The organism is Pseudomonas sp. HMWF006 (assembly GCF_003061205.1).
In the GTDB taxonomy this organism is placed as follows: Bacteria; Pseudomonadota; Gammaproteobacteria; order Pseudomonadales; family Pseudomonadaceae; genus Aquipseudomonas; species Aquipseudomonas monsensis.
In genome coordinates, this window is record NZ_QAIU01000071.1 from 6770 (window position 1) to 21533 (window position 14764).

The window sequence follows — 14764 nt, forward strand, 5'->3', positions numbered from 1 at the left end:
GCTCTACGCGCAAAACTGCTCGGTTTGCCACGGTGAAACCGGGGCCGGCGACGGCCCGGCAGGTCTCGGCATGTCGCCGGCACCGGCCAATCTGCGCGATGCCGCACGGATGGATCACCTGAGCCTGTACGCGATCTACAGCACCCTCGGTCAGGGCGTCGAAGGCACCGACATGCCGGCCTTCGCCGATCAACTGGATGACCGTCAGCGCTGGGATCTGGCGACCTACATCGCCGGCTTCAGTGCCGACCCGGCAGCGGCCAAATCCGACAAGACCTACAACATCGCCGATCTGGCCCGCCAGACCCCGGCCGAAGTACAGGCCGCCGAAGGTGCACAAACCGCCGCAACCTTCCGCGCCCAGCGCGCGCAGCCGCCGCAGGTCAAGCGTGGCCCGGCGCAGTTGCTCGACTACACCGCTGCGACTCTGGACAAGAGTCTCGCGGCGTATCGTGCCGGCGACCACGATCAGGCGTATGACCTGTCGGTGGCGGCCTATCTGGAAGGTTTCGAGCTGGTCGAAAGCTCGCTGGATAACGTCGACGCCACTGTGCGCAAAGACACCGAAAAATCCCTGATGGCGTATCGGCAGTCGTTGCAGGACGGTTTGCCGGTCGAGCAGGCCGAACAGCGTCTGGATGCCGCCAAGGCCAGGCTCAAGGAGTCCGCCGGGTTACTCGGCAGCGATGGCTTGAGCTGGTCGCTGAGCTTCATTTCCGGCCTGTTGATTCTGCTGCGCGAAGGCCTGGAAGCGATTCTGGTACTGGCGGCGATCCTCGCGTTCCTGCGTAACACCGGCCAGCAGTCGGCGGTGCGCAGCGTCAACATCGGTTGGGGCCTGGCGCTGTTGGCCGGTCTCGGCACCTGGGCGCTGGCCGCGTACGTGATTGATGTCAGCGGCTCGCAGCGTGAGTTGCTCGAGGGCGCGACGGCACTGTTCGCCAGTGTCATGGTGTTGTGGCTCGGCGTGTGGATGCATGACCGCCGCCACGCCGCAGCCTGGCAGGATTACATCAAGCAGAGTCTGGTGGGCGGCGGCGGGCGTTTCGGCTTCGCAATCCTCGCGTTCTTCTCGGTGTACCGCGAATTGTTCGAAGTGATCCTGTTCTACGAAACCCTGTGGTTGCAGGCAGGCCCCGCCGGGCATGACGCAGTGCTGGCCGGTGGTGCCACCGCGCTGGTGCTGCTGGTTGGTCTGGCCTGGGTGATCCTGCGCGGCTCGGCGAAACTGCCGCTGACGCTGTTCTTCAGCATTAACGCCGGTCTGCTCTGTGCGTTGTCGGTGGTGTTCGCCGGGCATGGCGTGAAGGCGTTGCAGGAAGCCGGGATCTTCGGCACGCGGCCGGTGGCGTTCTTCGACTTCGACTGGCTGGGCATTCATGCCGATGCCTATTCGCTGACGGCGCAGGCGCTGGCGATTCTGGCGATTGTCGTGCTGTATGGGCGGAGCCGGATCGCGGAGAAGAAGCGGATGACTGCTTAAGAGCATTCGCTGCGCTCATATTCGCGGGCAAGTCCGCTCCCACAGGTTAGCGTTAACCTTGTGGGCGCGTGGCTTGCCCGCGATGCTTTTAAAAGAGGAAAAAAACATGCGTGTATGGATTGATGCCGACGCCTGCCCTCGGGCCGCCAAGGATCTGGTGGTGAAGTTCGCCCTCAAGCGCCAGTTCGAAGTGGTGCTGGTGGCCGGGCAACCGCAGACCAAACCGGGGCTGGCGATCGTCAAATTGATCGTGGTGCCGAGTGGCCCGGATGCGGCGGACGATTATCTGGTCGAGCACGCGGTGCCCGGTGAACTGGTGATCTGCAGCGATATTCCGCTGGCCGATCGTCTGGTGAAGAAGGGAGTGGCGGCGCTGGACCCGCGAGGCAAGGAGTTCGATGCGCAGAACATGGGCGAGCGGCTGGCGGTGCGCAACCTGTTCACCGACCTGCGCGAGCAGGGCCAGATCAGCGGCGGCCCGGCACCATTCGGCGAGCGCGAGAAGCAGGCGTTTGCCAATGCGCTGGACCGTATCCTCACGCGCCTGACCCGCAAGCCTTAAGCCCTGCACAAATCCCCTTGTAGGAGTGAGCCTGCTCGCGATAACGGTCGGTCATTCAACAGATATGTTGCCTGATACACCGCCATCGCGAGCAGGCTCACTCCGGCATCAGAACGCGTCAGGCATCATTTTCGTGGGTCAGTTCGAGGACGCGGTCGACCAGTTTATTGATCCCCGCAGCCGCTTCACTGATGTTCTGGGCCAGCATGTAAGCCGGGGTCGTCACCAGTTTGCGCGCCTTGTCTTCGATGATTTCCGTCACCGCGCAGTCTTCGTGGGTGGCGCCCATCTTGTTCATCGCGGTCGCCGTGTCGGCGTCGTTGCCGATCGTGCAGGTCACGCCCGGGCCGTAGATCTTCGCCGCCAGCGCTGGCGAGATGCACATCAGGCCAATCGGTTTGCCCGCCTCGGCAAACGCCTCGGCCAGTTCCAGCACTTGCGGCTGGACGCTGCAGCCGGCGCCTTCGACGGCGAAGTTCGAGAGGTTTTTCGCCGCGCCGAAACCGCCAGGCACGATCAGCGCGTCGAAGTCATCGACGTCGGCTTCGCGGATGTCCTTGATGTTGCCCCGGGCGATCCGTGCCGACTCCACCAGGACGTTGCGCGTTTCGGGCATTTCTTCACCGGTCAGGTGATTGATCACATGCAATTGCGCGATGTTCGGGGCGAAGCACTGCACTTGCGCGCCGCGTTGATCCAGGCGTAGCAGGGTGATGACGCTTTCATGGATCTCGGCGCCGTCGTATACGCCACTGCCGGACAGGATCACTGCAACTTTTTTGCTCATGGGGTTCTCTCCAGATTCATGGCGCTCAATGTCCACTAATTTTCCGTGCGTTGCCATAGGCTCAAGTGCGGCAGCACCTGCATGGAACGCTTACTACATGGATCGCAACAACGCCGGGGTGTTCATTATTCGGGATGGTCTGTTGCGTAAGGAGCGGCTGATTCTAGGCGTGAGAACGCCGCTGGCGAACGGCAATCCATTAAAGCAGGTGGGATGAGTGACATTCCCGACTGAAAGAGTCGTTCAGTCCGGTTGTAGCCTGTTCAGTGGTGTCGGGCTGTATGCTTGCCGCCAGTGAGTCACTCGGTTGGCGGCTTGGGTTCGGCAGCGTTGGCCTGCTCGGCCTGATGCAACTGCGCAGCTTTTGCGGCTTGCTCGTCGGCATAAACCTGCCTGGCCAGCCGCGCATTCTTGAAGCGGCGGCGCAGCCACAGGCCGACGCCCAGCAACAAGAGCGCACCCAGCACCCACAGTTCATATTTCTTGATGCTGCCGAGCATGCCTTCCAGCACCGCGCCGAAGTGGTAAGCCGCCGCAGCCAGCGCGGTGGCCCAGATCGCCGCGCCAATGCCGTTGAGCAGCAGATAACGTCCCGGCGGATAACCCGACAGACCGATCGCCACCGGCATTACCGTGCGCAAGCCATACACGAAGCGGAAGCTCAGGACCCAGATGTCCGGGTGCTTGCGAATGTGCTCCAGCGCGCGGTCGCCCATCATCTGCCAGCGCGGTTTGCGCGCGAGCAATTTGCGCCCGTGCTTGCGCCCCAGGAAGTACCACAGCTGATCGCCGGCATAGCTGCCGAAGAACGCCACGACGACCACCAGGTTGATGTCCATGTATCCACGGAACGCGAGGAAGCCCGCGAGCACCAGGATGGTTTCGCCTTCGAAGAACGTGCCGAGGAACAAGGCAAAGTAGCCGAAGTCATGCAGAAATTGTTGGAGCATTGTCTGGGTGCTGGCGAAATGAACGCGCAGCCTAACCCTTCGTACACATTCAGGAAAGTGTCCAAATGTGTCTCGACGTGAACAATTCCTACACTGACAATGGAATGCGGCTACATGTCACGGGGCACGCACAACTGTAATCTGTTCGTCATAATGGCCGTCTATAACTGTCACGCTCGCCCGTTTGCGCGGGCTCAGGAGTCTGCCGTGAGCTTTACCCCTGCCAACCGTTTGTTCCCAGCCACCCGCCTGCGCCGCAATCGCCGTGATGATTTTTCGCGTCGGCTGGTGCGGGAAAATGTGCTGACGGTCGATGACCTGATCCTGCCGGTGTTCGTGCTCGACGGTGAAAACCGCCGCGAAGCCGTGGCCTCGATGCCGGGTGTGGAACGGTTGACCATCGACCTGCTGCTCGAAGAAGCGGCGAAATGGGTCGAACTGGGGATTCCGGCGCTGGCCCTGTTCCCGGTCACGCCTGCAGCACTCAAATCCCTCGACGCCGCTGAAGCCTGGAACCCTCAAGGCATCGCCCAGCGCGCCACCCGCGCCCTGCGTGAGCGCTTCCCGGAGCTGGGCGTGATCACCGACGTCGCGCTCGACCCGTTCACCACCCACGGTCAGGACGGCATCCTCGACGAAGACGGCTATGTGCAGAACGACATCACTGTCGACGCACTGGTCCGTCAGGCCCTGTCCCATGCCGAAGCCGGTGCCCAGGTGGTTGCGCCGTCGGACATGATGGACGGTCGCATTCAGGCGATCCGCGAAGCGCTGGAAGTCGCCGGCCATGTCAACGTGCGGATCATGGCCTACTCGGCCAAGTACGCCAGCGCCTATTACGGCCCGTTCCGCGATGCAGTCGGTTCGGCCTCGAACCTCGGCAAGGCGAACAAGGCTTCTTATCAGATGGACCCGGCCAACAGCGACGAAGCGCTGCACGAAGTCGGCGCCGACTTGTCTGAAGGCGCGGACATGGTCATGGTCAAACCGGGCATGCCGTACCTCGACATTCTTTTCCGGGTAAAAGATGCCTTCAAAGTGCCGACCTTCGTCTATCAGGTCAGCGGCGAATACGCCATGCACATGGCGGCGATCGAGAATGGCTGGTTGAGCGAGGCGGTGATTCTCGAATCACTGACCGCCTTTAAACGTGCCGGCGCTGATGGCATCCTGACTTACTTTGCTGTCCGCGCCGCTCAATTGTTACGAGAGCAGAAATAGCCCTCCCAGGAACATTCGATGAATACCGAAGGACTCACAGAAGTTGCAGTAAAAGAAGCTCAGCCGGTGGTCGAGCAAATCACCGAAACGCCGCCGGAACTGGAGCCTGCGCCACCCGCGCCCGTCACCGAAACCGTCGCGGCGGCGCCAGTGATTGCGATCCCGGGCCTGGATGACAGCAGCCTGTATATCCACCGCGAGCTTTCGCAACTGCAGTTCAACATCCGCGTGCTGGAACAGGCGCTGGACGAGTCCTATCCGTTGCTGGAGCGGCTGAAGTTCCTGCTGATCTTTTCCAGCAACCTCGACGAATTCTTCGAAATCCGCGTCGCCGGCCTGAAGAAGCAGATCACCTTCGCCCGTGAACAGGCCGGTGCCGACGGCCTGCAGCCGCATCAGGCGCTGGCGCGGATCAGCGAACTGGTCCACGGCCACGTTGACCGTCAGTACGCGATCCTCAACGACATCCTGTTGCCGGAGCTGGAAAAGCACCAGGTGCGCTTCATCCGTCGCCGCCACTGGACGACCAAGATCAAAACCTGGGTACGTCGTTATTTCCGCGACGAGATCGCACCGATCATCACCCCGATCGGCCTCGACCCGACGCACCCGTTCCCGCTGCTGGTGAACAAGAGCCTGAACTTCATCGTTGAGCTGGAAGGTATCGACGCCTTTGGTCGCGATTCCGGTCTGGCGATCATCCCGGCGCCGCGTCTGCTGCCACGGATCATCAAGGTGCCGGAAGAAGTCGGCGGCGCTGGCGACAACTATGTATTCCTGTCGTCGATGATCCACGCCCACGCCGACGACCTGTTCCAGGGCATGAAGGTCAAGGGCTGCTACCAGTTCCGCCTGACCCGAAACGCCGACCTGTCGCTCGATTCCGAAGACGTCGAAGACCTTGCGCGCGCCCTGCGTGGCGAGCTGTTCTCGCGTCGCTACGGTGATGCGGTGCGTCTGGAAGTGGCCGACACCTGCCCGAAACACCTGTCGGACTACCTGCTCAAGCAGTTCAACCTGAGCGAGACCGAGCTGTATCAGGTCAACGGCCCGGTCAACCTGACCCGCCTGTTCAGCATCACCGGTCTGGACAGCCATCCGGAGCTGCAATACACGCCGTTCACCCCGCAGATCCCGAAACTGCTGCAGAACAGCGAGAACATTTTCAGCGTTGTCAGCAAACAGGACATCCTGCTGCTGCACCCGTTCGAGTCGTTCACCCCGGTGGTCGACCTGCTGCGTCAAGCGGCGAAAGACCCGCATGTGTTGGCGGTGCGCCAGACCCTGTACCGGTCCGGCGCCAACTCCGAGATCGTCGATGCGCTGGTGGACGCCGCGCGTAACGGCAAGGAAGTGACCGCGGTCATCGAACTGCGCGCACGCTTCGACGAAGAGTCCAATCTGCAACTGGCCAGCCGCCTGCAAGCGGCCGGTGCGGTGGTGATTTACGGCGTGGTCGGCTTCAAGACTCACGCCAAGATGATGTTGATCCTGCGCCGCGAGGCCGGCGAAATTGTGCGTTACGCACACCTGGGCACCGGTAACTACCACGCCGCCAATGCCCGTCTGTACACCGACTACAGCCTGCTGACCTCCGACGACGCCTTGTGCGAAGACGTCGGCAAACTGTTCAGCCAGTTGATCGGCATGGGTAAAACCCTGCGCATGAAGAAGCTGCTGCATGCGCCGTTTACCCTGAAGAAGGGCATGCTCGACATGATCACCCGCGAGACGCAGTTTGCCCTCGACGGCAAACCGGCGCACATCATCGCCAAGTTCAACTCGTTGACCGATCCGAAGATCATCCGCGCGCTCTACAAGGCCAGCCAGTCCGGCGTGCGCATTGATCTGGTGGTGCGTGGCATGTGCTGCCTGCGGCCGGGCATCGCCGGGGTTTCGCACAACATCCACGTGCGCTCGATCATCGGCCGCTTCCTCGAGCACACCCGGGTGTTCTACTTCCTCAACGGTGGCGAGGAGCAAATGTTCCTCTCCAGTGCCGACTGGATGGAGCGCAACCTCGACAAGCGCGTCGAGACTTGCTTCCCGGTAGAAGGCAAGAAGCTGCTGACCCGGGTGAAGAAAGAGCTGGAGCTGTATTTGACTGACAATACCCATAGCTGGAGCTTGCAGTCGGATGGCCGTTACATCCGCAACACGCCGACCGGTAATCAGAACCCGCGCAGTGCGCAGGCGACGTTGCTGGAACGTCTGGGCAGCCCGATTCTGCCGGTTAGCAGTTGAGGTCTTGAAAGTCGAAAGCCCCTCACCCTAACCCTCTCCCAGAGGGAGAGGGGACTGGCCGAGGTGTTTCGAGCTATACGTCGACCTGAGCTACCGAGTCGAACTCAGGCCTTGAAGCCAGCGGAGATCGGCGCCCTCTCCCTCGGGAGAGGGCTGGGGTGAGGGTTAACCTCCGTCCCCAAGTCGAACCGAATAAAAAAGGCGATCCAGAAGGATCGCCTTTTTTGCACCTGAGATTTAACTCAGTGAACGGTGAGGACAATCCCCACCCGCGTCAGCCACTCGGCCTCAAGCCCGAAATCCGCCTGAGTCAGCTGGTTTTCATCCAGCCAGTTTTCCGGGAATTCCACATCAAGGCTGTCGCCCTTGGCGTGCAATGCCACCTGCGGCATCGCCTGGGTGCCCCGGATGTGGTGGAACAGGATCGCAAAGCGCAGCAGCACGCAAAGGCGAATCAGCTTGTCGCCGTCGTCACCGAATTCGGCGAATTTATCCTTGGGAATGTTGCGGCGATGGCCACGTACCAGCAGGGCGAGCATTTGCTGGTCTTCGCGGGAGAATCCGGCGAGGTCCGAATGCTCGATCAGGTAAGCGCCATGTTTGTGGTACTGATAGTGAGCGATGTCGAGCCCGACTTCGTGCACTTTCGCCGCCCAGCCCAGGAGTTCGCGCCAGATGCCGTCATCCAGCTCCCAGTCGGCCGCGACCTGATCGAAGGCATGCAGCGCCTTGCGCTCGACCCGCGCCGCTTGTTCCAGGTCAACGTGATAACGCTCCATCAGCGAGGTCAGGGTGCGTTCGCGCACGTCTTCGTGGTGATGGCGACCCAGCAGGTCGTAGAGCACGCCTTCGCGTAAGGCACCGTCGCAGTGATCCATGCGTTGCAGTTCGAGGGCGTCGAAGATCGCTTCGAGAATCGCCAGGCCCGCCGGGAAAATCGTCCGGCGATCAGGCTTGATGCCTTCGAAATCGATCTTGTCGACATCGCCGAGCTTGAACAGGCGGCGCTTGAGCCAGGCCAGGCCTTCGGCGTTCACTTCGCCCGTGCCATGCCCGCCGGCCTTCAGCGCCAGGCCGATGGCGCGGATGGTGCCCGAGGAGCCGATGGCTTCATCCCAGGTCAGGCGGTGCAGGGCGTGCTCGATGCTCATGATCTCCAGTCGCGCTGCGGTGTACGCCTGGGCGTAGCGGGCCGGGGTGATCTTGCCGTCCTTGAAGTAGCGTTGGGTGAAGCTGACGCAACCCATCTGCAGGCTTTCGCGCAGCAGCGGTTCGAATCTTTGCCCAATGATGAATTCGGTACTGCCGCCGCCAATGTCGGCGACCAGTCGTTTGCCCGGGGTGTCGGCGAGGGTGTGCGAGACGCCCAGATAGATCAGGCGCGCTTCTTCACGCCCGGAGATGACTTCTACCGGATGGCCGAGGATTTCTTCTGCGCGGCGGATGAATTCGCCACGGTTGCGGGCCTCACGCAGGGCGTTGGTGCCGACAATGCGCACGGCGCCCAGCGGCATACCGTTGATCAGTTGGGCAAACCGCTTGAGACAATCGAGGCCGCGCTGCATCGATTCTTCGTTGAGATGGCGCTCATCGTCGATGCCGGCGGCGAGCTGAACCTTCTCTCCGAGGCGCTCCAGGATACGGATTTCACCGTTCTGGGCCTTGGCCACGACCATGTGAAAGCTGTTGGAGCCCAGGTCGATTGCGGCGATCAGGGACAGATTCTTGGCTTGGGATTGCGGCATGGTCAGGGGGTCTCGGTCGATAACCCCGACATCGTGCCACGATCAAACGCTGGCGCCAACGCGCACGGTTCAAACCCTTGATTCAGCGCAGAAAGTCTGGAGATCGCGGCGCGGCCATTCGCGAGCAGGCTCGCTCCCACAGGTGAGCGCATTCCAATGTGGGAGCGAGCTTGCTCGCGAAGAGGGCATCACTGCCTAAGAAGATCTTCAGGCTGTCGCTTCCACCGTCCCAATGAAATTCGCCAACTCCGCCGTCTGCGGATTGGCAAACAACACCTTCGGATCCCCCACCTCATGCACTTTGCCGTGATGCATGAACACCAACTTATCCCCAACCTCCCGGGCAAAGCGCATTTCGTGGGTGACCATGATCAGCGTCATGCCTTCCTTGGCCAGTTGCCGCACCACGCTGAGCACTTCGTTGACCAGCTCCGGGTCCAGCGCCGACGTGATCTCATCGCACAGCAGCACCTTGGGCGACATCGCCAGCGCCCGGGCAATCGCCACGCGCTGCTGCTGACCGCCGGAGAGGCGATCCGGAAACGCGTCGAACTTCTCCCCCAGGCCCACGCGTTCGAGCATCTTGCGCGCCAGTTCGGCCGCCTTGGCCTTGGGCACTTTCTGCACCACCTGCGGCGCGAGCATCACGTTCTCGCCCACAGTCAGGTGCGGGAACAGGTTGAACTGCTGGAACACCATGCCGACTTTCTGCCGCAGGCTGCGCAGGTCGGCGCGGGCAGCGTCGAGGTATTCGCCGTCGACTTCAATCACCCCGTCATTGATCGACTCCAGGCCGTTGAGTGTACGCAGCAGGGTGGATTTGCCCGAGCCGCTGCGGCCGATGATCGCCACCACCTGACCTTCTTCGACGCTGAGGTCGATGCCTTTGAGTACGTGGTGGTCGCCGTAATATTTATGCAGGGCGGAAATTCTAAGCAGAGGCATGCAGTCTCCTTTCCAGGTAGCGCGCACTGAGCGACAAGGGGTAGCAGAGCAGGAAGTAGCCGAGGGCGACGAGGCCGTAGACCATGAACGGTTCAAACGTGGCGTTGGCGAGCATGCCGCCGGTCTTGGTCAGTTCGGTGAAGCCGATGATCGAGGTCACCGCAGTGCCCTTGACCACTTGCACCGAGAAGCCCACGGTCGGCGACACCGCGATACGCAGGGCTTGCGGCAGGATCACGTAGCGCAGTTGCTCCAGCGGATTCAACGCCAGGCTCGACGAGGCTTCCCACTGGCCATGAGGAATCGCTTCGACACAACCACGCCAGATTTCCGCCAGATAGGCACTGGTAAACAGCGTCAGGGCAATCGCCGCCGCCATCCACGGTGAAATCTCGATCCCGGCCAGTGCCACGCCGAAGAACACCAGAAACAGCTGCATCAACAGCGGCGTGCCCTGGAACAGCTCGATCCAGGTGCGGGCAATGTTGCTCGACAGCGGGCTTTTCGAAATGCGCATGACCAGAATCAGCAGCCCGACGATTCCGCCGCCGATGAAGGCCACCAGCGACAACGCTAGCGTCCACTGCAGGCCGGTGAGCAGGTTGCGCAGGATGTCCCAGAAGGTGAAGTCGCTCATTGGCTGCTCCTCGTGAGATAGCGGCGCCCCAGCCAGTTGAGCAACTGGCGGATCAGCAACGCCATGCACAGGTAGATCAGCGTGGTCAGCGCATAGGTTTCAAAGGCGCGGAAATTGCGCGACTGAATGAAGTTGGCGGCAAAGCTCAACTCTTCGGTGGCGATCTGCGAACACACCGCCGACCCGAGCATGACGATGATGATCTGGCTGCTCAGGGCCGGCCAGACCTTACCCAGCGCCGGCAGCAGGACCACGTGGCGGAACGCTTCGAAACGGCTCATTGCCAGCGCCGCTGCGGCCTCCAGTTGCCCGCGCGGGATCGCCTGGATGCCGGCACGGATGATCTCGGTCGAATACGCACCGAGATTGATCACCATCGCCAGCACGGCTGCCTGCCATTCGGAAATCTGCACGCCGAGGGACGGCAGGCCGAAGAAGATGAAGAACAGTTGCACCAGAAACGGCGTGTTGCGGATCAACTCGACGTAGACGCCGAAAATCGCCGAGAACGGGCGGATGTTCCACGCCCGCACCAGCGCGCCGACGATGCCCACGCCGACCCCGAAGAATGCGCCAATGGCCGTCAGTTCCAGGGTAAACAAGGCGCCGCGCAACAGCAGGTCGGTGTTTTGCAGCACCGGAATGAAATCGAACTGATAAGCCATGTAGGTCTCCCGCGCAGTCGATCAGAGATCGGCCGGCAGCGGCTCTTTCAGCCAGGTCTGTGAATTCTTTTCCAGTGCGCCGTCAGCCTTGGCGGTGGTCAGGATGTCGTTGACCTTGGCCAGCAGCGCCGGCTCGTTCTTGTTCACGCCGACGTAGACCGGCGAATCCTTGAGCTTCACTTTCAGCGCCGGCACGCGTTTCGGGTTCTTTTCGCTGATCGCGACCATCACCACGTTGCCGCTGGCGATCAGGTCAACCTGGCCGGCGAGGTAGGCGGCGATGGTCGAATTGTTGTCTTCGAAGCGCTTGATGGTCACGCCTTCGGGGGCGACTTTGCTCAGTTCGATGTCTTCGATGGCGCCACGGGTGACACTGATGGTTTTGCCTTTGAGGTCGTCGAGCGTGGTGATGGCGGCATCAGGCGGGCCGAACACGGCGAGGTAGAACGGGGCGTAGGCGCGGGAGAAGTCGATGACTTTCTCGCGATCCGGATTTTTACCGAGGCTGGAGATCACCAGATCGACCTTGCCGGTGGTGAGGAACGGGATGCGGTTGGTGCTGTTGACCGGGGTCAGTTCGAGTTTGACCTTCAGTTGATCGGCCAGCAGTTTCGCTGTGTCGATGTCCAGGCCACGGGGCTTCATGTCCGGGCCGACCGAGCCGAACGGCGGGAAGTCCTGGGGCACGGCGACTTTCAATGTGCCGCGTTTGACCACGTCATCCAGCGCGTCGGCGTGGGCGGGGATCTGGCTGAGCAACAGGCTGGAAAACAGGGCGGCGAGGAGGGCGCGGTAACGCAGGGTCATGGCAAATCTCCGGATCGGCGGGAAGTGATTTCTGCGATCGGACAGAGCATGGGGCGTGCCAATACTCGGGTTTCCCCCGCGCAGGCCGCGGTTTTGGCGGATTTGTTCGGTCTTACTGGTCTGAACAGTCAGGTTGTTTTTCGCACTCCGATAGCGCATTGGTGTACGGCGCCGAACCCTGCTGGGGCACGACTTGCCGGCGTCAGCGAATAGCTTTACAACTAGCCGCACCTTGGCCTGGTTCGTCTGGAAAACCATGAACTCGATCTCCCGTGCCGTACCCGAAGTGGCGCTGCAAGCCATCCGCAAACTGATCACCGAACAGGGTTTCGGTGCGGGCGATGCGTTGCCGTCGCAACGGGATCTGGCCTTGCAGTTGGGCGTCAGCCGGGCTTCATTGCGCGAGGCGCTGTCGTCGCTGAGTGCGCTCGGTGTGGTCAGCATTCAGCCGGGCAAGGGCGTGTTCGTTCAATCGCCGGTGGAATTGCCGCACGGCAGCCAGGCGTCAGGCTGGCCCTTTGCGGCACAGGCTTCGCCGCTGGATATCTTTCAGCTGCGCTATGCGCTGGAAGGGTTTGCCGCCGGGCTGGCGGCGGTCACGCTGAGCACGCTTGATCTGGATGCGCTGGAGGACAACGTTGCCGCGATGCGCGAGCAATTGAAGGCGGGTGATTTCGAAGCGGCGGCGAAACTCGACTTCGACTTCCACCGCCGCATCCTGCTGGCCAGCGGCAACCAGGCGATGCTGAGCATCCTCACCGCCAGCGCCGAAATCTTTCTCGAGAGCCAGAAACTACCGTTCATCCGCGCCGAACGGGCGATGGAAACCTGGCAGGAGCACCGCAAGATCCTCCGCGCCCTGGCCCGCCGGTCGTCCGCTGCCGCCCAGAAAGCCATGCAGGAGCACGTGCGCAACGCAGCCTTGCGCACCGGAATCGCCTTCATTGCCCCCGCCACGGCGTGACTTGAGCTATACCCAGACTCATGAGGCGCCATAGCAAGACTCAATCAACTGCAGCTTCCTGAACAAGGGAAGGGCGGCTATGATGGGCCACGTTTTTTTGCTTACAACCTGGAGAATTCCATGAGCAGCGATTTGATCAAACACGTTAGCGACGCCAGCTTCGAAGCCGACGTACTCAAGGCCGAAGGCGCTGTCCTGGTCGACTACTGGGCTGAATGGTGCGGCCCTTGCAAAATGATCGCTCCGGTTCTGGACGAGATTGCCGAGACTTACAAAGGCAAGCTGACCGTCGCCAAACTGAACATCGACGAAAACCAGGAAACCCCGGCCAAGCACGGCGTGCGTGGTATCCCGACGCTGATGCTGTTCAAGAACGGCAACGTTGAAGCGACCAAAGTCGGCGCCCTGTCGAAGTCGCAACTGGCTGCTTTCCTCGACGCCAACATCTAAGCGTCGCGGTAAATCGCTGAAAAAAAGCCCCGCAAATTGCGGGGCTTTTTGCGTATTCAGGGCTAGACGCTCCGAAACTCAGGTGGTACATTCGGCCCCGCACTGGTTTCTCCACTGCCCCCTGCTAGCCGTCGCCGACGCACTCCTTTTCGAACAAGTTCGCGATCCTGTCGCCTTCTCCGCGGCGCGGCCTCATTAAGCCAAAAGCTTAATTTCCCCCCCTCCATAAATGATTACGTCATTCCTATATGAATCTGACTGAACTCAAGCAAAAGCCGATTACCGAACTGCTCGAATTGGCCGAACAGATGGGCATAGAAAATATGGCCCGTTCGCGCAAGCAGGACGTGATTTTCTCCCTGCTGAAAAAGCACGCGAAAAGCGGCGAGGAAATCTCCGGTGATGGCGTGCTGGAGATTCTCCAGGACGGCTTCGGCTTCCTGCGCTCCGCTGACGCTTCCTATCTCGCCGGCCCGGACGATATCTACGTCTCGCCGAGCCAGATCCGCCGTTTCAACTTGCGCACCGGTGACACCATCGTTGGCAAGATCCGCCCTCCGAAGGAAGGCGAGCGGTATTTCGCCCTGCTCAAGGTCGACACGATCAACTTCGATCGTCCAGAGAACGCGAAAAACAAGATTCTCTTCGAGAACCTGACCCCGCTGTTCCCGACCGTGCGCATGAAGATGGAAGCCGGTAACGGTTCCACCGAAGACTTGACCGGTCGTGTGATCGACCTGTGCGCCCCGATCGGTAAAGGCCAGCGTGGTCTGATCGTTGCACCGCCGAAAGCCGGCAAGACGATCATGCTGCAGAACATCGCCGCGAACATCGCTCGTAACAACCCTGAAGTTCACCTGATCGTGCTGTTGATCGACGAACGTCCGGAAGAAGTGACCGAAATGCAGCGCACCGTGCGCGGCGAAGTGGTTGCCTCGACCTTTGACGAGCCGCCGACCCGCCACGTCCAGGTGGCTGAAATGGTGATCGAGAAGGCCAAGCGCCTGGTCGAACACAAGAAGGACGTGGTGATCCTGCTCGACTCCATCACCCGTCTGGCCCGTGCCTACAACACCGTGATCCCGAGCTCCGGCAAGGTCCTGACCGGTGGTGTCGATGCTCACGCCCTGGAGAAGCCAAAGCGTTTCTTCGGTGCTGCGCGCAACATCGAAGAAGGCGGCTCGCTGACCATTATCGCCACCGCGCTGGTTGAAACCGGCTCGAAGATGGACGAAGTGATCTACGAAGAGTTCAAGGGTACCGGCAACATGGAGCTGCCTCTGGATCGCAAGATCGCCGAGAAG

At 61.2% G+C, this 14764-nt stretch carries 14 protein-coding genes; 7 read left to right on the top strand and 7 right to left on the bottom strand.

Annotated features, from left to right (window positions below; genetic code table 11):
• Both DBR24_RS02675 and DBR24_RS02680 read left to right on the top strand, forming a co-directional pair.
• A partial coding sequence (locus DBR24_RS02675) for an FTR1 family protein (RefSeq protein WP_256591249.1) occupies positions 1 to 1483 on the top strand: 1483 nt, incomplete at its 5' end.
• A 106-nt stretch (positions 1484 to 1589) separates the two neighbouring features.
• Positions 1590 to 2045 (top strand): YaiI/YqxD family protein, encoded by a 456-nt coding sequence (locus DBR24_RS02680; RefSeq protein WP_098966204.1) that lies wholly within the window; start codon positions 1590 to 1592, stop codon positions 2043 to 2045.
• A gap of 118 nt (positions 2046 to 2163) precedes the next feature.
• Here DBR24_RS02680 and elbB read toward each other — a convergent pair whose 3' ends face one another.
• Positions 2164 to 2832 carry an isoprenoid biosynthesis glyoxalase ElbB gene (gene elbB, locus DBR24_RS02685; RefSeq protein WP_128613823.1) on the bottom strand — a complete coding sequence of 223 codons (669 nt, stop codon included), beginning with the start codon at positions 2830 to 2832 and terminating at the stop codon, positions 2164 to 2166.
• Positions 2833 to 3131: 299 nt separating this feature from the next.
• The gene (locus tag DBR24_RS02690; RefSeq protein ID WP_123469737.1) at positions 3132 to 3782 is read right to left on the bottom strand and encodes a DedA family protein; all 651 of its coding nucleotides are present in this window, start codon (positions 3780 to 3782) and stop codon (positions 3132 to 3134) included.
• Positions 3783 to 3989: 207 nt separating this feature from the next.
• On the opposite strand from DBR24_RS02690, the gene hemB reads away from it, so the two are divergent.
• Together hemB and ppk1 are read left to right on the top strand one after the other, a co-directional pair.
• The gene (gene hemB, locus DBR24_RS02695; protein WP_128613824.1) at positions 3990 to 5003 is read left to right on the top strand and encodes a porphobilinogen synthase; all 1014 of its coding nucleotides are present in this window, start codon (positions 3990 to 3992) and stop codon (positions 5001 to 5003) included.
• An 18-nt stretch (positions 5004 to 5021) separates the two neighbouring features.
• Positions 5022 to 7247 carry a polyphosphate kinase 1 gene (gene ppk1 / locus DBR24_RS02700; RefSeq protein WP_128613825.1) on the top strand — a complete coding sequence of 742 codons (2226 nt, stop codon included), beginning with the start codon at positions 5022 to 5024 and terminating at the stop codon, positions 7245 to 7247.
• Positions 7248 to 7489: 242 nt separating this feature from the next.
• Here the strand turns inward: ppk1 and ppx are convergent, their stop codons facing one another.
• The 5 genes from ppx to DBR24_RS02725 form a co-directional block, all read right to left on the bottom strand.
• Entirely contained in the window at positions 7490 to 8992 is a 1503-nt protein-coding gene (gene ppx, locus DBR24_RS02705; RefSeq protein WP_128613826.1) for an exopolyphosphatase, read from the bottom strand.
• Positions 8993 to 9199: 207 nt separating this feature from the next.
• Positions 9200 to 9937 (bottom strand): amino acid ABC transporter ATP-binding protein, encoded by a 738-nt coding sequence (locus DBR24_RS02710; protein WP_095186877.1) that lies wholly within the window; start codon positions 9935 to 9937, stop codon positions 9200 to 9202.
• Positions 9924 to 10574, bottom strand: coding sequence for an amino acid ABC transporter permease (locus DBR24_RS02715; protein WP_128613827.1), 651 nt, complete (start codon positions 10572 to 10574; stop codon positions 9924 to 9926). The genes DBR24_RS02710 and DBR24_RS02715 overlap by 14 nt, the downstream gene beginning before the upstream one ends.
• A complete protein-coding gene (locus DBR24_RS02720) occupies positions 10571 to 11239 on the bottom strand; it encodes an amino acid ABC transporter permease (protein WP_128613828.1) in 669 nt (222 codons plus the stop codon). The genes DBR24_RS02715 and DBR24_RS02720 overlap by 4 nt, the downstream gene beginning before the upstream one ends.
• 21 nt (positions 11240 to 11260) lie before the next feature.
• The gene (locus DBR24_RS02725) at positions 11261 to 12046 is read right to left on the bottom strand and encodes a transporter substrate-binding domain-containing protein (protein ID WP_128613829.1); all 786 of its coding nucleotides are present in this window, start codon (positions 12044 to 12046) and stop codon (positions 11261 to 11263) included.
• 256 nt (positions 12047 to 12302) lie between these two features.
• Here DBR24_RS02725 and DBR24_RS02730 point away from each other — a divergent pair, with 256 nt between their 5' ends.
• The 3 genes from DBR24_RS02730 to rho all read left to right on the top strand — a co-directional run.
• The gene (locus tag DBR24_RS02730) at positions 12303 to 13010 is read left to right on the top strand and encodes a FadR/GntR family transcriptional regulator (RefSeq protein WP_128613830.1); all 708 of its coding nucleotides are present in this window, start codon (positions 12303 to 12305) and stop codon (positions 13008 to 13010) included.
• 120 nt (positions 13011 to 13130) lie between these two features.
• A complete protein-coding gene (gene trxA, locus DBR24_RS02735; RefSeq protein ID WP_003206727.1) occupies positions 13131 to 13460 on the top strand; it encodes a thioredoxin TrxA in 330 nt (109 codons plus the stop codon).
• 248 nt (positions 13461 to 13708) lie between these two features.
• A partial coding sequence (rho, locus tag DBR24_RS02740) for a transcription termination factor Rho (protein ID WP_256591250.1) occupies positions 13709 to 14764 on the top strand: 1056 nt, incomplete at its 3' end.